The sequence below is a fragment of the Lysinibacillus sp. BS3 genome, assembly GCF_039614735.1.
GTDB classification, from domain to species: domain Bacteria; phylum Bacillota; class Bacilli; order Bacillales_A; family Planococcaceae; genus Lysinibacillus; species Lysinibacillus capsici.
On record NZ_CP154860.1, the window covers coordinates 940,152 to 963,058 of the forward strand.

Genomic DNA, 22,907 nt, shown 5'->3' on the forward strand with positions numbered 1-22,907 from the left:
AATTGACTGCCAATTACTAGCTGTGAGAAAATAATAAAAATTGTAGTAGAGAGGTCGTGACCTATGCATAATGGCTTTCAGTTTTTGGCGATTTCACAACTAGCAAAAAGGTTTCCAGCAGACTCTTGGTGGGCAAAGTTTTACAAGGATTTTAGTGAGGATGATCTAGTAGCGTACTATGAGGGGGATTTAACACTTCCCTCTCTTGATTTGGACTGGGATATGCCATTCCCACAACAGGACAAGACCATTCTCATTTTCATCAATGGTCATCTAACCGTAGACACCCTCTATAATTTAGAGACAGATGGGGCAATTGGGCTGATAGTGATGGGCAATGTACTTTCTAAAAATATAGCTGTAGGTGGTCAGGAAATCTATGTGCACGGGCATCTGACAGTCGAGAATATATTATGTGGCTCCTACAATCATGGCGAAACGATCGTTAATGGCAATCTTCAGGCAGCAATTTTGGTTCAAGATGATGAGTATCGCATCAACGTAAAGGGTCAGAAGTCGATTCCTTGTATCGTAAATATATGGCACGGAGATGGCGTTTTTCAGGAACTCCCTATCCGTATTGAAGATGTATTAGTAGACGAGATATTTTTACCTGAGGATGAGGATGACATCGGCTTTTCCTTCACTTCACTCGTGGAAATTCTAAAACAAGGGCGTTCTGCACTCACTCAATTTACAAGCGTTCCTCAAAGGACAATAGCAGCTCCTATTTATTTCACGCACCATTCGATCAATGCGGAAAGCATACTGAAACTGACTTCATGTATTCTGATGACACCTGACAAACCTTCTTTCGATTTGACGGAACAGGATGTTTATTTTATGATCCAACGCGCACATACCAATGCTGATGGAGATGTACGCAATGATAGTATTTATATATTGACCTCGCAGTGTCATTATTTTATTTGGCTTAATGAGGATCAATCCGTCTCTCTCTTGACAAAAACACTAGATGAAGAAGCTGAATGGTGGGATATTACAGCATCCCCCCAGGAGGATTTAGTGGATTTACAACAGCACTGGCTGATGTTGTTAACCTGCATCAATGTAGCAGAACTTTACTTGCATAGTATCGAGGTGCGAGATGTACAACAAATTCTCCAGCATCCTACGATTCTGGATTTAGACGATGAACATGATGGATTGTGGGATGGTTCCAAATACTATAGCTTCCGTCAAACCTATTTGGATGATGAAGGCGATAGGATACATGCTCGCATTGAAATTATGACGCCTGATGAAGCGTATTATTTTTATACGCTCGAAAATCAATCCTATGTTGCTCGCCACTATCAGCCTCCTAACGTTTTTGGTCGACAAGAGCTATCTTATTTAAATACGATTCAATGGGAAGCGTCCGAGCGATATTTTGAGAGATTCAAACAATTTATGTCTCAGAATTTTAAGATAGATTTAGGAACTAATTAAGGCAAGAAACGTTCTATGAATGATGAAGTCTATTCAACTATACATCTCTTTCACTCTCTGTAATAATGAGAGATAGCTAAACTTTTAATAGAAGGGAGGGAGATGTGGTCACGACCAACATCCAGCTACAATGAAATACGTGCTAAACTTTTTTAAAGGACTTATGATTGCCGTTGTTGTTATTTGTATTTCGTTTTATATGGTGACACAGTTATTTAATACGACTGAAAGAGAAGAGTCTGTGGTTATTGATGATCGTCCAAGTGTGGAAGAGTTTATCGGTGAGATTGCAGAGACCGCACGAGATCTTGGTGCTGACAATGACTTATATGCATCCGTGATGATTGCTCAGGCGATTCTAGAAAGTGAGCATGGGCAAAGTGGACTTGGCTCTGCCCCTAATTATAATCTTTTTGGAATGAAAGGCAGCTACCAAAATAATTCCGTCACACTCGAAACCACAGAGGATGATGGGTCAGGCAACCTTTCTACCATCATGGCTGACTTCCGCAAATACCCTTCCTATGAAGCATCCATGCAGGATTATGTAAAATTAATGCGTAATGGCGTGTCATGGAATAAAGATTTTTACGCGGGCGTTTTCAAAAGCAACACAACTACCTATACAGATGCGACCAAGTTTTTAACAGGCTCCTATGCAACTGATTCGGCTTACAATGAAAAATTAAATACATTGATCGCAAAATATGACCTTCAGCAATATGATAGCCCTGTAAAAGATAAGAAAACCATCACGGTGGCTGATGGAGATTCACTTATGAAGATTGCCGAAGCCTATAATGTGAAGGTGACATCACTTAAGCAGTGGAATCAGCTTCGAACAGAACGTCTTGAAGCAGGCCAGCAACTTAATATTTATCATTATTAACATAAAACGTCCATGACTCATCAAGGAGTATGGACGTTTTTTCTCATGAAACTAATTCGTTTGTCTAAACGTCTTAGTGTAAAAATACGGAAAGGATAGGAACACAGTGAAGCGTACACAATTGCTCAGTCTTCTCGCCGTTAACCTTATGCTATTGCCATTGATTCAGCTTAGCTACAACCTATATTTCACAACAAAAATAGCAGAGGGTTCCTTTTATCTTATTATTTTCCCCGCTCTTATTATTTTATCGAACCTCTTACTATGTTGTAGTCGGCAAAGAGTAGCAGCTTCTATCCATTGGACCTTTGTCTATGTGGGACAAGGCACCTCTATCGCCTGTTATTTTGTGTGGCATTATGGGCAACTAGAGCCCTATCCAGATATGCCCCCAGGTGAAGCAGTGTTTGATTTATGCATGAGTACATTTTTAATTGGGCTATGGCAGTTTATCGTGTTAGCACTGATCCATCTCAGTACGTTTATCATTCTCAAGATGGGACTGACCTTTAAAAAAGCTTAACTAGTCTTCTGTGAGTTATATAAAGTACCTACTGCTAGTATAGTCGTGGCTAAATCCTGTCGATAGAGGGGATGTTTGGCATCTAGACTATTAATCGTTACTTCATTACCACCTAACGATGAATGGACATACAAATCATCACCCATGTATAGAGCAATATGACCTGGAAAATAGATTAAATCACCCTTCTGCATTCGGGCTTGCTCTATGTTAACGATAGGGAAGCCCTCTACTATTCGGGCATCACGATAAATATAGACACCGTTTAACATATAAGCCATTGAACATAAACCAGAGCAATCAATACCTAGTGGCGATTTGCCACCCCAGCGATAAGGGACCGTTAAATAGCTGAGCGCTGTGTCCACCACATTTTCTCGGAACTGCTGCTCCGATAATGAATGTGCTGTTATTTTTGGTTGTAGCCATTTTGTTCGAACATACCCTATTTGTCCTGACACTAGCAGTACAGCTGACCATTCTTCAGGTACTGCTTCGTCTGACATAACACGAATGGAAGAACCTCTTACAAGCGTTAGCAGCTTTGTACTTTGAATACGTGGCTGCTGCAAAACATCTGCAAAGCTTTGACACACTACATACTGTGCATCTTGTTGCCATGTAGATGCTAGTGCTTCCTCTTGCAGTAAGTCTGCCTTCTGACAATAACCCTCGTAACGATAGGCCGTTTGAATAGAAACCCAAGCGTCATTGACATCCCTGATGATCTCTACGGTCATCCCATAAAGCACTTCATCGACTAGTTCAGAATCTTTATCTGGCATGGCATGCAAGCTAGCAATCATGGCTGTAACGATAGCCTTCATCCTTCTCCCCCTTCCGCTTCACCAACTGGTCATAGACAACTTTTGATAGACGACCAATGAGTTGGCGTGCCTGATCATTGTCCGTTACATTTGTTATAAAAACACCCATACTATAATCGACTGCATTCGTGTAAAATATCCCCACATCATGATCGACTGTATCCAGTCCGCCTGTTTTATGTGCCAGCCTCACATCCTCTACTAGATAGCGCTTTAGGGAGTCATGTATACGCTGACGGCTTAAAATATCAATGACTAGTTTATTGTAGGGAGGCGTTAAAAGCTCTTGCTGATAGATTTGCGTATAAAGATGTGCCATATCCCTTGCTGATGTGCGATTATCTATGCCCTTTGCTAGCCGCTCCACATCCATCATTTTTCGCTGTAGCAGTGTGTCCTGTAAACCGATATGCTGAAAATAGTCATTCAAATATTCCATGCCAACTACATCGATTAAGACGTTCGTAGCTGTATTATCGCTAGTAATAATCATCCACAATAGCAGATCATAGAAAGTGCTTTGTGTAAGTCTTTGTTCACTAATCACACTAAAATCCACCCAATCAGTTGGTGAAATCGTAAGCGTAGAATTAAGTGATAATTTGTTTTTCTCTATATATGAGAGCAAGGCTAACAGAATCGGCACTTTGATTAAACTTGCACTTGAAAATGAAGTCTCTAGCTGATGACTGATGAGCAACTGATTCGTTGTTAGATTTTTAATAAACAAATGTACGTTATAGGGCGATTCTTGAATAAGTGTAGTAATTCTCTGCTCCATAGACCACCTATCCAACTACATGGATACGCTGATTGTCCGCATCCATCTTGACGCTTCTTCCTAAAGGAAGCGACATCGTTGGTAAACAATGACCACATGCCAAATCTGCAATCATAGGCTTCCCTAAAGGCACTAGAATTTCTTGAAAAATAGTTTGTAATGATAAGCTATGAGCTGGCTTTTCGGGATTTTCAGGTTCGCAATTTGTCCAAGCGCCCAATAAAATGCCTGCCACGTCATCTAGCTTTCCTGCCAGTTTTAATTGTGTCAGCATACGATCCACCCGTTGCTCCGTTTCATCGATATCTTCTAAAAACAGAATTTTACCTCGTGTATCAATTTCATAGGGTGTGCCAAGTGAAGCTGTCACTAATGTTAAATTGCCACCGATGAGTTGACCTGAAGCGCTCCCAGGAACCAGTGTAGACATGGGCTGGTGAGAGGGATTTTTTAAGTAATACGCCTTTCTTTCATTCTCCATAATCAGCTGAATGAACGACTGCCAAGTATAGTCATCCATCTCCTGTCTAATAAATTCTGTGGATGGCATCGGCGTATGATAGGTTACAAAGCCACATAGCTGATTAAAAGCTATATGTAGAGCGGTCACATCACTATAGCCAGCAAATACTTTTGGATTGGCACTTATCAAGTCAAAGTCTAATTGGGCTAAAATTTTCGTCGCACCATAGCCCCCACGTATACAAAAAATACCATCAATCATTGGATCATCAAACATACGATGAACATCTGCTACCCGTAAATCATCTGTGCCTGCTAAATAGCCATGTCTTGCGTGACAGGTCTCCCCAACGACCACATTGAGCCCTAGCTTTTCGATACTAGCAATAGCAGGTTGCAGCTTTTCGGGTGGCGTTGCTCCAGAAGCACTAATAAGACCAATTGTGTCACCCTTTTTCAATGCCTTTGGACAAATCATATCTTTTCCTCCCTTTTCAGTGAAGTACGATAATGGGCAAGTTCCTCTTCATTGGCTAAAATAAAATGACCTTCCTCTATCTCAACAAATGAGGGGGGATTTTCATCATAACAATGCTGTGACGGATCATACACTTCTACAACTTTCTCCCGCTCCTTATAGGGATTCGGCTCTGGTACTGCTGATAATAAAGCCCTTGTATAAGGATGCAGCGGATGAGCAAAAAGCTTTTCTGTTTCCGCTAGCTCCACAATCTTCCCCTTATAAATGACCGCCGTACGATCCGTAATAAAACGGACAATCGATAAATCATGGGCAATAAATAAATACGTTAAATGATTTCGCTGTTGAAGGCTTGCTAATAAATTTAATACTTGCGCTCGAATGGATACGTCTAAGGCGGATATTGGCTCATCTGCAATGATAAACTCTGGCTCCATCACTAACGCACGAGCAATGCCAATACGTTGGCGTTGACCTCCTGAAAACTCATGCGGAAAGCGGCTTGAGAACTCTGGAAGTAGCCCAACGTTCAATAACGCATCGCGCACCTTTTGTTGTCGATCTGCCTCATCTTTATATTTTTTCGAAGGGTATAAGCCCTCTGAGACAATATAATCTACTTTTGCTCGTTCATTTAGAGATGCCATAGGGTCCTGGAATATCATTTGGATTTTTTGCGTAATTTCTCTATCCCAATCTTTAGGGATTTTCCCCTGAATACTTTTGCCATGGTACAAAATTTGTCCCTCTGTGACCTCATTGATGCGCATAATCGCTCGACCAATCGTTGTCTTCCCTGAGCCTGACTCACCTACAATGCCAAATGTTTCGCCTTTAAAAATTTGAAAGCTGACATCATCAATGGCTGTAAACTTATTTTTTCCTTTGCCAAAAACAACAGATAAATTTTTTACTTCTACAAGCACCTCTTTATCAGTCATTCGCATACTGCCTCCCCTCTGCAAAAAATGCCTGTAAGGCTGCTGGAGGCTCTACCTTTGGTGCAAGTGGGTCTAATAACCATGTACGAGCATAGTGGGTATCACTGACCTGAAAAAAAGGAGGCCGCTCGATAAAGTCAATTTTCAATGCATATGGATTTCGTGGGGCAAAGGCATCTCCCTTTATTTCCTGAAAAAGATTCGGAGGTGTGCCCTTGATGGAATACAATTGTTCCCCTTTTGAGCCAAGCTGTGGTAAGGAGGAAATAAGCGCCCACGTATAAGGATGCTTACTATGAAAGAAAATTTCATGTGTTTCCCCAACTTCGATGACATCGCCCGCGTACATCACGGCAATACGGTCAGCCACTTTTGCGACTACGCCTAAATCGTGCGTAATATAGACGATTGTTAAGCCGTATTTTTGCTGAAGACTTTTTAAGAGCTGTAAAATTTGTGCCTGAATGGTTACATCCAAAGCTGTTGTGGGCTCATCACATATTAAAATATTCGGCTTACATGCAATGGCAATCGCAATAACGATACGTTGGCGCATCCCTCCTGAAAATTCATGCGGGTATTGTTTATAGCGCTTTTGCACATCGGTAATGCCGACATCTGTTAACAGTTTTAGTGTTTCTGCATAGGCTTCCTTACCTCTTAAGCCTTGATGCATAACCACACATTCTTCAATTTGCTTTCCAATGGTTTTGAGCGGGTTTAACGATGTCATCGGATCCTGTGTCACCATCGCTATTTCCTTACCACGAATCCCTAGCCATTCTTGCTCTGTTGTGAACTTTCCTAAATCCTGTGCATTGTAAATAATTTGCCCCTGCTTAATACGACCATTTTTATCGAGCAAGCCCATAATGGATTTCATCAGCACGGATTTACCCGAACCTGATTCACCCACAATGGCTAAGCTCTCCCCCTTGTAAAGGTCGAGTGAAATACCGCGAATCGCTGTTAAAATTCGACCACGTAGCGTAAACTGAATCACTAAATTTTGGATGCCTAATATGCTTGATTTTTTCACTGTCACTCGCTTCCTCTCCTTATACATGGTTTTTCGGATCTGCTGCATCTGCAAAGGAATTACCAATAATATAAAATGCGATCGTAATAACGCTTAGCACAATACTCGGGAAAATAAGCTGATACCGTAGATCTGGTGACATCATAAGGACACGTCCTTCATTAATTAAATTTCCTAAGGATGGCTCACTGATCGGAAGCCCTAAGCCAATATACGTCAAAAAGACTTCGGCCCCAATTGCAAAGGGTATCGCTAAGCTCATGCGGAGCATAATGACAGAAATTAAATAAGGTAATAGATTTTTTAGGATAATACGATAATCAGGTGTGCCTAAGCACTTCGAGGCTAGATTGTATTCGCGGTCACGCAAAATAACAATTTGATTGCGGATAAACCTCGCCATTTCCACCCATCCCGTAATACACATGGCAATAATAATGGTTGAAATACTTGGCCGTAAGATATAGGACATTAAAATGAGCACAATGGTTGTGGGGATATTATCGACAACATTATAAAGCTGTGTAATAGGCGCTTCTAATTTCCGTGAAAAGCCCCATAGCGTGCCAATTGTAATGCCCACCACTGCCTCTACTAAGGCGACAACACAGCCAATAAAGAGTGAGGTTCTCGTCCCCGCCCAAATACGAGACCATAAATCCTGACCGATTGAATTCGTGCCAAACCAAAATTCTGCACTAGGTGCAATATTACGTGCCTGCATCCCTGTTTGTTCATCCAAGTAAATTTCAGTTGGTGATTTTTGCGCGGGTAAATAGGGCTGTAGAATCGTAAAGCCAACAATGATGATCACCCCAACTAATAAAAAAACGGCCAGTCGATTTTTCAAAAAGGATTGCCATGTAGATCGCCAATAAGAATAATTTGAATAGCCCGTTTCCTCCGCCTGTTTTGCGTCCACTTCGGCAAATTCAAATAAGGTTTCACGTGATTTATTTGAAATATTATTGATTTCATCTGTATACATCCCCATTAACGCACACCCCCTCCCTTGCCTAATTTAATACGAGGGTCGACAAGTGCCATGGCAATATCCCCTAAAATAAGGCCAATGATACCAAGGGAAGAGAACACTAACACTAGGCCTTGAACAATCGTATTATCCTGTCGCTGAATAGCATCCACAAGTAAGCCCCCCATCCCTGGAATGGAATACAACGACTCTATATAAATCGAGCCTGTAATCGTAAACAGAATTGTTGCAGGTAAATATTGTGCCATGGGAATAAAGGCATTACGTAATACATGTTTGAACATCAGTGTCCGCTCCTTTACGCCCTTTGCCCTAGCCAGCTTAATATAGTCCTTGTTCAGTTCATCCACCATATAGCGTCGCATCCACATCGCGTAGGAGGCAGTTGGAGCCAATGCCATTGACGTAAGTGGAAGAATCCAAGTAATCGGCCTGTATTCATCAAACAGCATCGGTAATTGAAAGAGTTCTGTAATATACATTTGAATAACTAAGTAATAAACCGCTGCAGGGACTGCAACAACAAATACGATATAGCCTGTCCCAAGTCGATCCAACCAACGTCCCTTACGATAGGCCATCATTATTCCTAGCGGCACACCAATCAGGAGTGATATAGCGACTGCTCCTAAACCAAAGAGCAGAGAATACGTGATTTTATCTGCAATAATCGTCACTACTGGGACATCGGTACGATAAGTCACTGACTTACCCAAATCCCCCTGCAGTAAATTCTTGTAAAAATTCCCCAGTTGGACAAGGATTGGGTCTCGCAAGCCGAGACTTGTTAAGTAAACTTCCTGCTGAGCAGGTGACATTTTATCAGCAGCCGCTCCTAAATAGCCTTCCTCTGGCATTAGCCGTAATAATGAAAAGACAATGGTGATGATAATAAAAAGGGTTAAAACGGATTGTAAGAGTCGTTTTCCTATATACTGCAATATCGCGCCATCCTCCTTTGTCAAAAAGACGAAAGGAGATGCCGACTATTCTTTTCGGTATCTCCTTTTCATCTACGAAATTCTACTACTTTTCAGCATTGGCTAGTGCTTCCGCACGTTCTTGCTCCCACTCAGAAAGCGCTTTTTTAAATTCTTCATTACTCATTGGCTTTTCTAGCACTTGCTGGCCTTTAAATTTCTCTGCCGTTACACCAAATGGCGAATATTGCGCCTCGAATGGATTTAATTTAGATGCCATATAGCCACTACCACCAACTGAATATGGAATAACAAAGGCTTCCTCAATTAAAAACGCTTCTGCCTTCGCAAATAGCTCATAGCGTTTGGCTGTGTCAATTGTTTCTTTCGCTTGATCTACAAGATTTTGATATGTTGTTTTACCATTCGCCTCTTTATAGCCTTCTGCTAATTCTGGTTTATTGTAAGTTCCATCTACTGTGAAAGGATCTGTATACGTAGATGGATCTGCAAAGTCAGGACCCCAGTTCGCCTCTAAGAGTGCAAATTTACCTGGACGACGTACCTCTGATAAGAAGCCTGTGGATGGACCAGCCTCTACAATAATGTCGACATAATCTGTCCCTAGTAGTTTTTCCATTTGCTGCTCGACTACTTGAGAGCGATTAGCCCAATCTGGCATACCAGCGTTATAAGGCATTAAAACCTTTACAGGGAATGTGGCCTTACCTGCTAACGCTGTTTTTGCTTTTTCTTTATACTCTAGGGCCAGCTCTTTATTGAAGGAATCCTCATTGGAAATGGATGTAAGGGGTGCTAGTTGTGTATAATCCACTCCTTCCACATCAACAAAGTTTTTCGGTGTAATGGTATTGCTCAGCAAATCTGCTGGATTATATGGCTCAACCGTTAGCATCGCGGAGACACGGTCAAGCGCATGGAATAAGGATTTGCGGAAATCTTTATTATTGACGGCGATTTTCCAGTTATCAGGCTCGTATTGTGCGTCAAATTGTGGGTTGAAGTTGAGTGCATAAAAGTAGGTATAGAAGTTATTTTGTGTTTGACGAACCTGAGATTTTTTCTTTTCATCTTTAAACCATTCATCAATGATGGAGGTCGGGATACTAGCCGAATCGATTTCGCCACGTAAAAACAGCTCAGGCGCCACAGTTGCCGCCTCTTTATTGTATTTATAGCGAATACGGTCAATCAGCACCTTGTCTTTATCCCAGTACGTTTCATTTTTCACAAGAACGCGTTCATTTTGTGGCTCAAATTTATCTAAAATATAGGCACCGTTATAGAGGAAGTTTTCACGTGTTGTGCCAAAATCCTCTCCCTTTTCCGCAATGAATTTGCCATTCACAGGGAAGAAACAAACATAATTCAACATAGAAAGAAAATAAGGTGTCGGCGCCTCTAAAGTATATTCTACTGTATGTTCATCTAGCGCCTTTATGCCTACTTCCTTGAAATCGTTCATCTCGCCATTATAGAAGGCTTCCCCATTTTTCACCACCGTCGCAATCCAAGCTGTCGACGATTCATTTTTAGCATCAAGCACATAGTGTAAGCCATCCACAAAGTCTTGTGCCACAACATCTGCATATTCCTTGCCCTCATGTGTCACCCATTTTGCGTCATCATGCAATTTGAATGTCCACACCGTAGCATCCTCATTCGCAGACCACTCTTTCGCTAATCCTGGCTGGACCACCCCATAGTTGTCATATTCAATGAGCCCATCCACCATATTCGCAGCTACCGCAAATTCATTTGTTTCTGACGTCTTTAAATAATTTAACGTTTTAATTTCCCCTGAATACACCACTCGATATTCCGATGCTTTTTCACTCGCTGATTTGTCATTACAGGCTACACAAAATAATACGACCAGACATACGAACAGCAACCAATATTTTCTCACAAGCATCCCCCTAGTCATCTTTTTATAATGAAAATCCTATTGGTAGGATGGATTGCATCTGCAATAGGATCATTCAAACATAAGCTAGGTCTGTCTAAATTGACCATCTATCGATGAAATGAACAACGGTACATACTCATTGTCACAGTTATGAGATTAAATTGTCGGTTCTATCAACTACCAAACCACTCAGACAGCGTGTCCCACTGCTTTTTGAGCGGGTCCACCACTTTTTTGGTCACTTCTCACCTTTCATGAATTAGAATCCTCACTTGATGTAAAAGCTCCCACTAAACCTTTCCATCATGTTAAAAATTGCAGGACACGCAGCACCTCATAAAAATCATGGGTCATGAACTCCACGGTATTATGCGGTTTGAATTTGGCATTTGGATAAAATGAATTACGATAGGCTCGTGTATGATCACGATAAATAAGCTCTACCCTAAAGTGTTCTGGCAACGTTACCTGTAATGCGGTACGAGGAACCTTCATAGAAGACTCTACCAGTCGCTTGGTTTCCATGATAGTTAGTTGTGGACTGACACTAATCGTCGCATTGCCGATTCCTTCCTTAGTAGCAAATGTGACAATGTGTTCGTTTACGGTTGGAATCTCTTCTGTCAACCCCACATCCCCACTCACAAAGGACACAGGAACACCGTGTAAGGCTGCTGCATAGGTATTGATCAGAAATTCACTCGCATATTCGCCATTGATTTTGACATCCGCGTATGTGCAAAGTGTATGGGCTAGTGGGTTACGCTCACTGCCACCCTTGCTGTGATAGCCGATAAAAATAGCACGATCGAAGCTTTTATCGAGACCCGCTACCATACACATAGGGTCGTATGTCCAGCCACGGATAACTTTACAGTTGATTGGTAAATTGGAAATGTCTAGATTGCGGGCTGAATCATGTGCGTCCTTTACTAAAATTTCGGTTGCGCCCCCCGCTATCGCTCCTTCAATGGCAGCTTCTACTTCACGTGTCATTTGTCTTTGGAAAAACTGATAATCAGGTGCGTTTAACTCGGTCTCACTCCACGAAGTTGTACCTGTAATCCCTTCAATATCTGCACTAATATAAACTTTCATAGAAATCGAAACTCCTTTACATGGTGATTTTGAATTGTTGCGTGTACTGCTCCGTAATGCGCTGCCTGTGCTTGAACACGTCTAGCCCATGCCACATTGCCATAATCATAATGCCACCATTCCTCCGCATAGTTCGTAAATCCAGCAAGTGTCATACAGTTATACAGCAAACGTCGGTACTGACAGGCAAGCGGATTTTCATGCGTATGTTGTTCAAAATAACGGGTCGCGGATTTTTCATTCATTTCATCAAACGCTGTCCCAAGATCGAGGGCTTTACCATGAACATCAGCCAGTGTTACATCGATGGCACCCCCTGTTAAATGGGGGGCTAAATGGGCTGCATCTTTACTTGGAAATGCTACATATTTTTTGGTCGCCTGCACAATCTCTTGTGATGTTAACTGCGGCATCCTTTTTGCTAATTGCTGAGAAAAATGGCTAAACAAATGCTGCTGTACTTGAAATGGACGATAGCCATCATAAAGTAATAAGCAATACTCTTGAGGTAATAATGTTAACACCTGTTGCAAACGCTCATAGACTCCTTCTCTTACATGAATAACTCGTAAACTATTAGAAATCTGTTGCTGATAGTAGATGGGTTCCATAAATATCCTAGGATGAGCACCTGTAAGCTGGATAAGCGGCTCATTGTTTTCACAGACAACTGGTGATGGCGAGGGGCTTCCATTTAGAGAGGGTGCTATCGGTTGAAAAAGGTTCATAATAACAGAACCCTCCTTTAAATAGTTAGATAATTCAGTTTTTTAAGTTGAATGTTATCATATCTCTCTACCATTGACTAGATAAAAAAAGAATAATTACAAAATAATGGATATATTCTTACAATGATACATATTCCAGCAATTGACGGGTCGAAAAACCACTTATATCCTCTAATTAAGAATTTTATTCATCTTATAGCTCGCTCATGCTAAAAAATTAACGAAACCTGTTTGGTGGCCTAAAAAAAGCCATTGAAACACAATTGCTGTTTCAATAGCCTTTTCTTTTATGCCTGTTGAAAGGAATAAGCTTGCACTGTATGTCCATTGCGGCCAGTTGTTGTCTGTGCCTGGGATAATGAATTTAGTATCGCTTCCTCTGTCGCTTCCGCTGCGGCTGTAAACAGTTGATTCATGATGGGATGATCCTCACGAAGCTGAGTTCTAGTCTCAATAAGCTGATCAGCGGTATGAGGAATACAATGTGCCGTCGTGAAGCCAATCACAATATCGCCACTACCATGTGAAAAATGACTGCCTGTCCGTCCTAAACCGATACCACAGCGTTTAATGACACGTGTTAATTGTCGACTACTTAGCGGGGCATCTGTCGCAAGGACAATGATAATGGAGCCATCTGTTGGTGATAGAGTAGATTGGTTTTGCATAGTTGAGACTTTGTAATACTCGGCTAAAAACTCCCTGTCTTGTCCAAAGTTACTAAGAACTAGGCAGCCTACTGTATAGTTCACTTCATTTGATTCTACTTTGACGATGCGAGAGGAAGAACCAATTCCTCCTTTGTAGCCGAAACACATCATCCCTTTTCCTGCACCAACAGCGCCTTCCTGTGCCGTCTTTGTAGAGGCTTGGCGAATGGCTTCTATGGCATGCGCAGGTGTCACTGAACAAGCTCTAATCGAATTAAGATAACTATCATTACACTCGCCCACAACGAGATTAATGGTTCCTGTTGTCAGTCCAATGTCTTCATTCCTATCAAGCATATAGCTTAATGTACCTTGTGTCACAGCGGGTACGCCAAAAGTATTGGTTAACATAATGGGCGATTCCAGTACACCTAGTTCATTCACTTGCACAAGTCCCGTTGTTTTCCCAAAGCCATTTAGTACATAGCTTGCCGCTGTTACCTTTTGCTGAAATACATTGCCTCCATGCGGTAAAATAGCTGTAACGCCTGTACACGCATAGGCCCCATTCTGATCTAATGGCTCATCCAATGTCACATGCCCCACTTGAACTCCTTCTACATCGGTGATGCAGTTTTTCTGACCAACTGGTAACACACCAATTTCAATGCCCAATTGTCTTACTTTTCCCTGCATATTATGCATCCTCCTGAATCGCCATTAACACAGCAGCCTGTGCATGGATAGCCGTTGTATCAAACACGGGAATGCTGACATCCTCCTGCTGAATCAGTAAGCCGATTTCCGTACAGCCCAAAATTACCCCTTGCGCCCCCGCATGTACAAGCTCCTCGATCACTTGGCTATAGTACCTTTTAGATGCTGGTACAATGGTACCAAGACACAATTCATCGTAAATAATTCGGTTTACTTCCATTCGGTCGTTGCTGTCAGGCACAATCACCTCTATGGCAAAGCTTTCTATCCTTGCCTTATAAAACGCTTGCTCCATTGTGTACTTTGTGCCAAGAAGCGCTATTTTCTGTAACCCCGCTTCTTTGATTTGCTTAGCTGTGGCATCCGCAATATGTAAAATAGGGATGGTTATAGCAGACTCGATAACATCAATGACCTTATGCATTGTATTGGTACAAATGATGACTAGGTCTGCGCCTGCCCGCTCAAGTGCTTGTGCAGCTTGAGCTAGAACCTCACCTGCTTTGTCCCACTCCCGGTTAGCTTGAAAATGCTCAATTTGCTGGAAATCTACACTAAACAAAATACATTTCGCAGAGTGTAGGCCCCCTAGCCTATGTTTAACCTGTTCATTGATAAGTCTGTAATATTCAGCAGATGACTCCCAGCTCATCCCACCGATTAAGCCGATTGTTTTCATGTCTACATCACTCCTTTTTCTATTATTATACGCCTCCCTCACACAAAAATAAGAGAATTTTCCAAAAATAATATACAAGGATTGGAAAATAGTAGATAAAATAAGTTTTCTCAATTAATAAATTATAAATATCAAAATTTTAGTATAATTCATTATTTTAGAAAAGTTGATTTTTAATAAAAAAACAGTGTAGACTAAAGCGTATTGTGAAAGGAGGACAACTTATGGAATGGATCTCAACAATAGTTGACAGTGGAAATAATATTTTATGGACATATATCCTCATTATCTTACTTTTAGCAGCAGGACTATATTTTTCATTCGGTACGAAGTTTGTACAAATTCGTCTTTTTCCAGAAATGTTTCGTTTAATTGTAGAAAAAAGAGAGGGCGATTCGGGGGTTTCTCCGTTCCAGGCCTTTACCATTAGTGCTGCTTCACGTGTCGGCACAGGAAATATTACAGGGGTAGCCTTAGCTATTGGTGTAGGCGGACCTGGTGCAGTATTTTGGATGTGGATAATCGCAATTTTAGGGATGGCCACTGCCTTCATTGAAAGTACCTTAGCACAGGTCTATAAAGTGAAGGATGGCGATACATTCCGTGGTGGGCCCGCCTACTATATGGAGAAAGCATTAGGTCAGCGAAAGCTTGGCATTATTTTTAGTATTCTATTAACATTAAGCTTTGGCTTTATTTTTAATGCTGTGCAATCCAACACAATTGCCACTTCAGTCGGCGAAGCCTTCGATGTAAATCCAAAGATTATCGGGGCTATACTTGTCATTTTAACTGGATTAATTATTTTTGGTGGTGTCCATCGAATTGTAAAGGTGACACAAGTTCTTGTTCCAGTTATGGCCATCTTCTATTTACTTGTAGCTCTTTTTGTAGTGGTGACTAATTTATCGGAAATCCCACATGTTTTTTCATTAATTTTCACTCATGCATTTGGCCTACAGGAAGCTGCTGGTGGCGCAATTGGGGCAGCAATCATGCAGGGCGTACGTCGCGGTTTATTTTCCAATGAAGCAGGGATGGGGAGTGTACCGAATGCTGCTGCGACTGCTAATACTTCGCATCCTGCTAAACAAGGACTTGTACAAAGCTTAGGTGTCTTTTTTGATACGATTATGATTTGTACAGCCACTGCCTTTATCATTATTTTAGCGGGCTTATATGATAAAGGTGAGAGTGATGGTATTATTTTGACGCAAAATTCTTTAGCTGTTCATGTTGGTGATTGGGCTCCTTATTTTATTGCCATCTCCATCATTTTCTTCGCTTTTAGTTCGATTATTGGTAATTATTATTATGGTGAATCCAATATTGAATTTATGGATGCCCATAAAGCTTGGATGTTTTGCTATCGAATTTTAGTGTTAGTTATGGTCATGTTCGGCTCCATCGCACAGGTACAGCTTGTATGGAATCTCGCTGACCTCTTTATGGGGCTGATGGCGCTTATCAATATCGCCATCATTATGATGCTCGGTAAAATTGCCTTCCTCGTGCTAGACGACTTTACTGAGCAACGTAGAGCAGGAAAAAATCCTGTCTTCTATGCAAAATCAATCCCAACCTTAAAAAATACAGACTGTTGGGAAGAAGAAGATCGATAAAATACTGAACGCCACTTCTAAAATTAGAGTGGCGTTTTTTCGATATTTAAATAAATGGTAATTTTATAAAAAACGGTTACTTTGCTCTACTAGTAATCAACACTTAACGCCACCCCAAAATTTTGGAGTGGCGTTGTGCTTTAATATTTAAACTGACTAATCAGTAGCTTTAATTCATCCGCCATATGTGCGAGTGCTTGCGCAGAGGCATTGATTTCCTCCATTGAGGCTAATTGCTCCTCTGTTGATGCCGCTACATCCTCAGACGCCGCTGCATTGCCTTTCGCGGAGAATGCCAAATCTTCTGTTACTGCTGCTACCTCTTGAACACCTGCAGACATCTGTTCAGAGGCTGAGGAGACCTCCTCCATTTTAGGGGTAATCTCATTCATACTTGTCATAATGACTTGGAATTTTGCAATGGCTTCATCGGAAATATGCAATCCACTTTGCACATCCTCTGTAACCTTCGCCATAATACTGACAGATTGCTCCGTTTCTTGCTGAATCCCTCGGATAAGCTCAAATATTTGTTTAGCTGATTCCTGTGATTGCTCTGCAAGCTTACGCACTTCGTCTGCCACGACTGCAAAGCCTTTCCCATGCTCTCCTGCTCTCGCTGCTTCGATAGCTGCATTTAAAGCTAGTAAATTTGTTTGATCTGCAATGCTTGTAATCACATCTAAAATGGATGTAATTTGCTGAGAGCGTTCATGCAATGTCTGGATTTTCGCATTGGAGTCTGCTACGGATAAATGAATGGATTGCATTTGATTCTTTGTATTTTGAACAGCTTGTCCGCCTTCATCCGCCTGTAATGTCGCATGCTGTGAAAGGTCCGTCACAGCGGAGGAGATTTCAGCAATATGCAGAATGGCAGTAGAAAGCTCATGTAAGGAAGCTGCATTTTTATTGGCACTAATCGTTTGAGAATCAGCACTTGTTGCAACATCCTGAATGGAAATCGCCACTTTTTCTGTTGCAATGCTTGTCTGATTGGCATTGGCAGTTAGCTCTTCTGCTGAAGAAGCAACCTCCTCTGCATTTTGTTCAATTTTTTGAATTAGTGTCCGTAAGCTTTCTTGCATATCATTAAAGGCTTGTCCTAATTGGCCAATCTCATCTTTTGACGTAATCGTTACCATTTCCGTGAGATCCCCTTTGCTGATCGTAACCGCACTATCCTTTAAAGCTTTAATTGGTTTAATGACAGCCCTCATTACAAAATAAAAAATGATGGAACTGATAATAATTGCTGCTATGAGGACTAGAATCGTATGGTATAAAATCGAGGAAGCAGACTCATCAATTTCTTCAGCAAAAATCGTTCCTGTTATTTTCCAATTTGTCAGTTCATTTGTCGTATAGAATAATAGACGATCATCACCATTAAAGACATATTCATACGTACCTGATGGACTTTCGTACATTTTATCAAGGAAACTTTCTTTCAGCTCCCCTCCCGCTTCAAGTGTAGGATGTGAAATGACCATCTTGTCTTCTCCAAAAATTGAAGGATACCCATTTTTTCCGATTCGAATTGAATCAGCAATTTTTTGAAGATCGGTTAATTTAATATCGATTGCCACAACTCCAGCATGATCCTTCGTCTGCTTAGCAACTGTTACCACCATATCACCCGTCCCCGCATCCTTGTAAGGGTTGGTGATTAAGGTTTCACCTTTTAAAGCTGTCGCCTCTTTATACCAATCTCGATCTAATGGATTATAGTCTGCACCATTCAATTTTGGCTCCTGTGTAAATCGACCATCATTCATGCCAATATAAACACTCAATACATCTGCATTAAGCTTTGTATATTGCTGAAATTTAGCCACAATCGAAGCTTGTGCTTCTTCATATTGACGCGCATCTATTTCACTACTAAATAAATTGATGTCACTCATTTTCTCACTAATTGTTTTGTCAATGAGCTTATTTAAAATGCCTACACTTTCATTGGCACTAAATAAAATTTCTTCTTCAATCGAGTCTTTTGCAGATAAATAAGACAAACTCCCAACAGATATGACAGGGATAAGTAATACTAGCGCGAATAGCGTATAAAGCTTGCCCTTAAAACTGCTAAATAGTTTCTTCATATATCAATCTCCTTTTGATTTTTTCTAAACCTCTCCCTCTCTTTATCTGCTTAACATTTCTCCCAAAGCTTTTATCGGACGAAAAAAATTTTTTCTAACATTTTTACGATTTTCATATTATTCAGGCTTTACCGACAAATAAAACCCCTGTAACTAGACAGGGGTCAATTGAATTTAGTATTTAAACGATTGAATGGATTCTTGCAGGTCTATTGCCATCTTTGCTAGATGGGTAGAGGCTGCTGCTACCTCCTCCATAGCTGCATTTTGTTCCTCTGAAGAGGCTGCAACACTTTGCACATGATGGCTTGATTTTATCGACACTTCACTCATATAGTCCATTTCCTGCACTAACTTTTCAATATCTTGATGAATTGCTTGAATGGCTGCCGTTACTAGCTCGGTCTGTGCTTGTACATCATTAATGGCATCATCAATTTGTATAAAGTTATCCCTTGCCACATTAACCTTTTCACGACCTACATGGACAGAATCATTACTATTAACCATATCTTCCTCGATAATCCTCGTGCTATCTGTAATTTGGGCCACTACTTTTTCAATATCGACTGCAGCAAGATTTGACTCATCTGCTAGCTTGCGGACTTCCTCTGCCACTACCGCAAAGCCTTTCCCATGCTCCCCGCTCCTTGCGGCTTCAATAGAGGCATTGATTGCTAGTAAATTGGTCTGTGTCGCTATACTCTTAATGACATTTACTGCTGATACAATCGCCGCTGTATTGTCATCTAAATCTTGTACACGTGTATTTAGCTCACTTGTGTTAGTAGAGATTTCATTCATTTGCGCTGTAACATCATGTACCGAAGAACGACCTGTTTGTGCCATATTTTTCGTGTTGACTGTTGCTTGATTCACGCTTTGTATGCTTGTAGAAATATCATTCATTTTCTTCAAGATATGGGCAGATAAATTTCGTACATCACTTGTTAATGTATCCTGCTGATCAATACCTTGTGCAATATCATGAATAGATTCTGTTACCACCTCTGTCGCCTGTGTAACCTCCATGCTACTTGCTGTTAGCTGTTCGGATGTTGCGGCAACTTGCTCAGAGGAGTTTCCGACTTGTTTCATCATCAGTCGAAGCTTTTCTGACATACTATTGAAGGAATCGGCTAAGTGCGCAAACTCATCCTTGGTTTTAAATTGTAAATGCGTATGCAAATTCCCTTCCGAAAACTTATCCATTTCAACTACTGTTTGTTGAATATTTTTTGCTATTCGTCTACCAAATAGTGTTGCAATGATAATGCTTATAAGTAGAGAAATAGCCACTAGAATCATAATTTCCAGGCCACTTCTTTCTCCTTTTTGCTTGGTAGCCTCAATATGAGCCTGCATATCTTCTTGCTGAGCTGTTGCCATCGTTTTTCCAAAGACAACCAATTTCTGAGAGCCCTCACCTAAAATCGGTAAAGCCATTTGTTGTGCCTGCTGATGATCCCCTCGCTGATAAAGAGGCACAATCTGCCCATCTATAGCCTTTTCCCAGTCGTCAAGCTGCGATAAAAATTGATCAAAATCTTGATTACTATCGCCTACTTCTTGAAGTCGATTAATCGACGTATGTAAGGTATTTCGGATTTCATGATGATTGTTGAGCATTTCTTCCTTGCCATATAACATATACCCACGAATAGCCGCATTCGCTCGTACGGTTTGGAACGAGATATCTTGATATAAATGGATTAATTCCGTATTGTCTTCGATTTCTGCTAATGTCTGATTATTATTATTCAAGTAGTACATAGCAATCCCTGATATAAGCAGTAAAAAGATGAGGACAATACCAAAAGCAAATTGCAATTTCCGTTCCACAGTTAGTCTCATATGATTCCCTCTATTCTTCTATAATCCACTTGAGTATAGCCTACCTAAACCTATTAGCCTATAAAATCTATGCTCCTCCTCCTAAACTATCGCTAAAATTTAACAATAATGAGAATTTCGCATCTAATCTATTGACAATAATATCCACTATTTTACTAGTTGAAATAGGAAGTAATCATTTGGAAACCATAGAGATAAAACCAAAAGAGCGGAAGAAGTAGGAGCATTTTCAGAAAATGACCTCTTTTTTCTAAAAACTCTCGAATGCCTGAAGTCAGCATCATCGCACTCAGTAATAGTAAGCTATGTTGAGCCCCATAAATCTGCATAGAGAATGTGATGACCAAGGGCAGGATGGCTGGATAAATAGAATCTGCTAGTGATCTTTTTTCCCTCGTATTGGAGGGAATGCTTTCTTTCTCTGTGGATTTAGCGGCTATTAGTTTCTTTACAAGCATATAGACAAGACCAAAAAATAAAATTGTATAAACAATAAATAATAGCCACGACATTTTGCTTTTCTCATTTAACAAATGAAAATAATCCTCAGCTTCTTGTGCTTGCAGTACATAATACAATCCTGTTTTTTGATCCATTAGGAAGAATCGTTCATCCTCGACTATTACTTTCAAGGCCGTTTCCTTGCCATTATGGAAGTGTATGTATAAATCACTTACTGCTTCATGGTCTGCTGGTCGACTGCTAAGATCCTTTTTAGTTTGTAAAACTTGCTGAAGGCGATCTGTATCTTTCACCTCATAGCGGTCGACGTAGAATACTTGCTTTAATGGATATAAATATTGCTCTTTGCCATTACTTCCAGACAAATACCAAGCCTCTTTAATTGATTGAATGGGAGTATGCAGCGGCACTAGCTCCTCCCGCTGCCTTTCATTGTAAATGAAGAGTAGTAGTGTGCTTATACTTAGAACAATGCCCAGAATAAGTGTATGAATATAACCACTCTTGTACACTTTATCACCTCCTTTACCACTTTACATTTATAGTAATTATTGTCATATACGATTTACTACTCTAATAAGTTTCAGCTATACTTAAATAGAGGTGATGATGTATGAGTAGACCAGAATTATACGTACATTTAGTAGTTGGTCCTGACTGTGATTTTGAATCCATGGCCATTCGAGCAGCACTGGAATCCTTTGGTGCAGGAGTGACACTCGATTTAATTGGCAGACCAAATGATTTAATTGATATTTTATCTGGAAATGATCTTCCTCACAAAATGGATTATTTGCTATTAAACTTTCACGGCGATGAGGGGCGATTTTGTCTGCCTGAGCTAGGAGAAGAGGTATATGAAGAAAATGAACCAAGGAGTATCTATTTTGAACCTCAAGATGTCTTAACCTATTGTCAGCTACAGGGTGTCAAGGTCATTGCGGCAGGCTGTACATTAGGCTGGCAGCAGCTAGCGACAGCCTTTTTAGAGAGTGGCTGTCATTCCTACCTAGCACCTGATGATTATATTGAGGGTAATGCTAATCTCATGTTTCTAATTCACTTTTTCTATGAGATAATCACAAATCATAGAAGTCAGCAGGAGGCATTTGAACTCGCTCAAGCGACCGACCTAGAAACAGCCTTATACAAGCTCTATTTAGCAGAAAAAAGATCGTAGCACCTACTACTTGGCTACGATCTTTCTTTTTTAGCGTTGATGTTTATCTAGCATGGCTTCAGTAAAAGCTTGTGACTGTCCTTTAGGAATACTGAGTGTTTGCCAATCAGAGCCCTTTACCAATTTGGCGATATAAATGATTTGACCGACGTGCTGTGCATAGTGTGCCATTTGTCTTTCAATAGCATCAATGACTGCTAGCCGCTCCCCTCTAATCGTGACATGTCCCTGTAAATCGGATTCTGTTAAACTCGCCAAGGCCTCTAAAAACACTTGCCACCCCTTGTCCCAAGCTGAGATGATTGCTTCTTTGGTGTGAAGACTATCCTCAAACTCATCATCTCGATTTCTCGTTGGCTTTTCTCCATCTGTCGTTAAAAAATCTGTCCAGCGGGAAACCATATTTCCACTTATATGCTTTACAATCACTGCAATACTATTGGATTCTTCATTGTATGCCCAGTGCAATTGTGCCTCTTCCATTTGGGCAAGTGTTTTATCCCCTAGCTCTTTCACACTTTGAAATCTTTTCTGAACAACTTGTAAATAGGTTTGTGCAATTGTCATAGTCGAACC

The 22,907-nt window shown here is 40.8% G+C and carries 21 protein-coding genes; 5 read left to right on the plus strand and 16 right to left on the minus strand.

What is annotated here, in order from left to right; all coding sequences use genetic code 11:
* Nucleotides 1-63: 63 nt before the first annotated feature.
* The 3 genes from AAJG31_RS05030 (at nucleotide 64) to AAJG31_RS05040 (ending at nucleotide 2,864) form a co-directional block, all read left to right on the plus strand.
* Nucleotides 64-1,452 (plus strand): hypothetical protein, encoded by a 1,389-nt coding sequence (locus tag AAJG31_RS05030; protein ID WP_279494608.1) that lies wholly within the window; start codon nucleotides 64-66, stop codon nucleotides 1,450-1,452.
* A 130-nt stretch (nucleotides 1,453-1,582) separates the two neighbouring features.
* Nucleotides 1,583-2,341 carry a glucosaminidase domain-containing protein gene (locus tag AAJG31_RS05035; protein WP_048390248.1) on the plus strand — a complete coding sequence of 253 codons (759 nt, stop codon included), beginning with the start codon at nucleotides 1,583-1,585 and terminating at the stop codon, nucleotides 2,339-2,341.
* Nucleotides 2,342-2,447: 106 nt separating this feature from the next.
* Nucleotides 2,448-2,864, plus strand: coding sequence for a hypothetical protein (locus tag AAJG31_RS05040; protein WP_103117827.1), 417 nt, complete (start codon nucleotides 2,448-2,450; stop codon nucleotides 2,862-2,864).
* Here AAJG31_RS05040 and AAJG31_RS05045 read toward each other — a convergent pair.
* The 12 genes from AAJG31_RS05045 to AAJG31_RS05100 all read right to left on the minus strand — a co-directional run bounded on the left by AAJG31_RS05045 (nucleotide 2,861) and on the right by AAJG31_RS05100 (nucleotide 15,111).
* The gene (locus AAJG31_RS05045; RefSeq protein WP_279494607.1) at nucleotides 2,861-3,691 is read right to left on the minus strand and encodes an SH3 domain-containing C40 family peptidase; all 831 of its coding nucleotides are present in this window, start codon (nucleotides 3,689-3,691) and stop codon (nucleotides 2,861-2,863) included. The two genes, AAJG31_RS05040 and AAJG31_RS05045, sit on opposite strands and share 4 nt — an antisense overlap.
* Nucleotides 3,660-4,472 carry a class A beta-lactamase-related serine hydrolase gene (locus AAJG31_RS05050; protein ID WP_279494606.1) on the minus strand — a complete coding sequence of 271 codons (813 nt, stop codon included), beginning with the start codon at nucleotides 4,470-4,472 and terminating at the stop codon, nucleotides 3,660-3,662. The genes AAJG31_RS05045 and AAJG31_RS05050 overlap by 32 nt, the downstream gene beginning before the upstream one ends.
* A 7-nt stretch (nucleotides 4,473-4,479) precedes the next feature.
* Entirely contained in the window at nucleotides 4,480-5,412 is a 933-nt protein-coding gene (locus AAJG31_RS05055; protein ID WP_103117825.1) for an LD-carboxypeptidase, read from the minus strand.
* Nucleotides 5,409-6,356, minus strand: coding sequence for an ATP-binding cassette domain-containing protein (locus tag AAJG31_RS05060; protein ID WP_279494605.1), 948 nt, complete (start codon nucleotides 6,354-6,356; stop codon nucleotides 5,409-5,411). Before AAJG31_RS05060 ends, AAJG31_RS05055 begins: the two co-directional genes overlap by 4 nt.
* Nucleotides 6,349-7,422, minus strand: a complete 1,074-nt coding sequence (locus AAJG31_RS05065) for an ABC transporter ATP-binding protein (protein WP_103117823.1) — start codon at nucleotides 7,420-7,422, stop codon at nucleotides 6,349-6,351. The genes AAJG31_RS05060 and AAJG31_RS05065 overlap by 8 nt, the downstream gene beginning before the upstream one ends.
* On the minus strand, nucleotides 7,415-8,389 hold the full coding sequence (locus tag AAJG31_RS05070) for an ABC transporter permease (protein ID WP_066037407.1): 975 nt from the start codon (nucleotides 8,387-8,389) through the stop codon (nucleotides 7,415-7,417). The genes AAJG31_RS05065 and AAJG31_RS05070 overlap by 8 nt, the downstream gene beginning before the upstream one ends.
* Nucleotides 8,389-9,330, minus strand: a complete 942-nt coding sequence (locus tag AAJG31_RS05075) for an ABC transporter permease (protein ID WP_345803573.1) — start codon at nucleotides 9,328-9,330, stop codon at nucleotides 8,389-8,391. The genes AAJG31_RS05070 and AAJG31_RS05075 overlap by 1 nt, the downstream gene beginning before the upstream one ends.
* A gap of 85 nt (nucleotides 9,331-9,415) precedes the next feature.
* Nucleotides 9,416-11,239, minus strand: a complete 1,824-nt coding sequence (locus AAJG31_RS05080) for a peptide ABC transporter substrate-binding protein (protein ID WP_341715399.1) — start codon at nucleotides 11,237-11,239, stop codon at nucleotides 9,416-9,418.
* A 303-nt stretch (nucleotides 11,240-11,542) separates the two neighbouring features.
* The gene (locus tag AAJG31_RS05085; protein WP_066037404.1) at nucleotides 11,543-12,337 is read right to left on the minus strand and encodes a M55 family metallopeptidase; all 795 of its coding nucleotides are present in this window, start codon (nucleotides 12,335-12,337) and stop codon (nucleotides 11,543-11,545) included.
* The gene (locus AAJG31_RS05090) at nucleotides 12,334-13,065 is read right to left on the minus strand and encodes a M15 family metallopeptidase (protein WP_048390226.1); all 732 of its coding nucleotides are present in this window, start codon (nucleotides 13,063-13,065) and stop codon (nucleotides 12,334-12,336) included. The genes AAJG31_RS05085 and AAJG31_RS05090 overlap by 4 nt, the downstream gene beginning before the upstream one ends.
* A 287-nt stretch (nucleotides 13,066-13,352) precedes the next feature.
* Nucleotides 13,353-14,411, minus strand: coding sequence for a P1 family peptidase (locus AAJG31_RS05095; RefSeq protein ID WP_279494598.1), 1,059 nt, complete (start codon nucleotides 14,409-14,411; stop codon nucleotides 13,353-13,355).
* 1 nt (nucleotide 14,412) lies between these two features.
* Nucleotides 14,413-15,111: an amino acid racemase gene (locus AAJG31_RS05100; RefSeq protein WP_279494596.1), complete on the minus strand. Its 699-nt coding sequence runs from the start codon at nucleotides 15,109-15,111 to the stop codon at nucleotides 14,413-14,415.
* A gap of 224 nt (nucleotides 15,112-15,335) precedes the next feature.
* Here AAJG31_RS05100 and AAJG31_RS05105 point away from each other — a divergent pair, with 224 nt between their 5' ends.
* A complete protein-coding gene (locus AAJG31_RS05105) occupies nucleotides 15,336-16,733 on the plus strand; it encodes an alanine/glycine:cation symporter family protein (protein ID WP_048390221.1) in 1,398 nt (465 codons plus the stop codon).
* Nucleotides 16,734-16,873: 140 nt separating this feature from the next.
* Here the strand turns inward: AAJG31_RS05105 and AAJG31_RS05110 are convergent, their stop codons facing one another.
* The 3 genes from AAJG31_RS05110 to AAJG31_RS05120 form a co-directional block, all read right to left on the minus strand.
* A complete protein-coding gene (locus AAJG31_RS05110) occupies nucleotides 16,874-18,835 on the minus strand; it encodes a methyl-accepting chemotaxis protein (protein WP_279494594.1) in 1,962 nt (653 codons plus the stop codon).
* 174 nt (nucleotides 18,836-19,009) lie between these two features.
* Nucleotides 19,010-20,689, minus strand: coding sequence for a methyl-accepting chemotaxis protein (locus tag AAJG31_RS05115; RefSeq protein ID WP_279494592.1), 1,680 nt, complete (start codon nucleotides 20,687-20,689; stop codon nucleotides 19,010-19,012).
* Nucleotides 20,690-20,844: 155 nt separating this feature from the next.
* Nucleotides 20,845-21,663, minus strand: coding sequence for a hypothetical protein (locus tag AAJG31_RS05120; RefSeq protein WP_279494591.1), 819 nt, complete (start codon nucleotides 21,661-21,663; stop codon nucleotides 20,845-20,847).
* A gap of 101 nt (nucleotides 21,664-21,764) precedes the next feature.
* Between AAJG31_RS05120 and AAJG31_RS05125 the strand changes: the two genes are divergently transcribed.
* On the plus strand, nucleotides 21,765-22,331 hold the full coding sequence (locus tag AAJG31_RS05125; protein ID WP_054550850.1) for a hypothetical protein: 567 nt from the start codon (nucleotides 21,765-21,767) through the stop codon (nucleotides 22,329-22,331).
* Nucleotides 22,332-22,361: 30 nt separating this feature from the next.
* On the opposite strand, the gene AAJG31_RS05130 is transcribed toward AAJG31_RS05125, so the two are convergent.
* The gene (locus AAJG31_RS05130) at nucleotides 22,362-22,898 is read right to left on the minus strand and encodes a DUF1572 family protein (RefSeq protein ID WP_016992030.1); all 537 of its coding nucleotides are present in this window, start codon (nucleotides 22,896-22,898) and stop codon (nucleotides 22,362-22,364) included.
* Between the last annotated feature and the right edge of the window lie 9 nt (nucleotides 22,899-22,907).

Bases quoted from the DNA above. Each gene is read 5' to 3' on its own strand.
- AAJG31_RS05070 (WP_066037407.1), bottom strand. From the start codon at position 8,389: ATGGGGATGTATACAGATGAAATCAATAATATTTCAAATAAATCACGT.
- AAJG31_RS05030 (WP_279494608.1), top strand. From the start codon at position 64: ATGCATAATGGCTTTCAGTTTTTGGCGATTTCACAACTAGCAAAAAGG.
- AAJG31_RS05115 (WP_279494592.1), bottom strand. From the start codon at position 20,689: ATGAGACTAACTGTGGAACGGAAATTGCAATTTGCTTTTGGTATTGTC.
- AAJG31_RS05090 (WP_048390226.1), bottom strand. From the start codon at position 13,065: ATGAACCTTTTTCAACCGATAGCACCCTCTCTAAATGGAAGCCCCTCG.
- AAJG31_RS05125 (WP_054550850.1), top strand. From the start codon at position 21,765: ATGAGTAGACCAGAATTATACGTACATTTAGTAGTTGGTCCTGACTGT.
- AAJG31_RS05065 (WP_103117823.1), bottom strand. From the start codon at position 7,422: ATGTATAAGGAGAGGAAGCGAGTGACAGTGAAAAAATCAAGCATATTA.
- AAJG31_RS05105 (WP_048390221.1), top strand. From the start codon at position 15,336: ATGGAATGGATCTCAACAATAGTTGACAGTGGAAATAATATTTTATGG.
- AAJG31_RS05045 (WP_279494607.1), bottom strand. From the start codon at position 3,691: ATGAAGGCTATCGTTACAGCCATGATTGCTAGCTTGCATGCCATGCCA.
- AAJG31_RS05130 (WP_016992030.1), bottom strand. From the start codon at position 22,898: ATGACAATTGCACAAACCTATTTACAAGTTGTTCAGAAAAGATTTCAA.
- AAJG31_RS05085 (WP_066037404.1), bottom strand. From the start codon at position 12,337: ATGAAAGTTTATATTAGTGCAGATATTGAAGGGATTACAGGTACAACT.
- AAJG31_RS05095 (WP_279494598.1), bottom strand. From the start codon at position 14,411: ATGCAGGGAAAAGTAAGACAATTGGGCATTGAAATTGGTGTGTTACCA.
- AAJG31_RS05060 (WP_279494605.1), bottom strand. From the start codon at position 6,356: ATGACTGATAAAGAGGTGCTTGTAGAAGTAAAAAATTTATCTGTTGTT.
- AAJG31_RS05100 (WP_279494596.1), bottom strand. From the start codon at position 15,111: ATGAAAACAATCGGCTTAATCGGTGGGATGAGCTGGGAGTCATCTGCT.
- AAJG31_RS05035 (WP_048390248.1), top strand. From the start codon at position 1,583: ATGAAATACGTGCTAAACTTTTTTAAAGGACTTATGATTGCCGTTGTT.
- AAJG31_RS05055 (WP_103117825.1), bottom strand. From the start codon at position 5,412: ATGATTTGTCCAAAGGCATTGAAAAAGGGTGACACAATTGGTCTTATT.
- AAJG31_RS05110 (WP_279494594.1), bottom strand. From the start codon at position 18,835: ATGAAGAAACTATTTAGCAGTTTTAAGGGCAAGCTTTATACGCTATTC.
- AAJG31_RS05050 (WP_279494606.1), bottom strand. From the start codon at position 4,472: ATGGAGCAGAGAATTACTACACTTATTCAAGAATCGCCCTATAACGTA.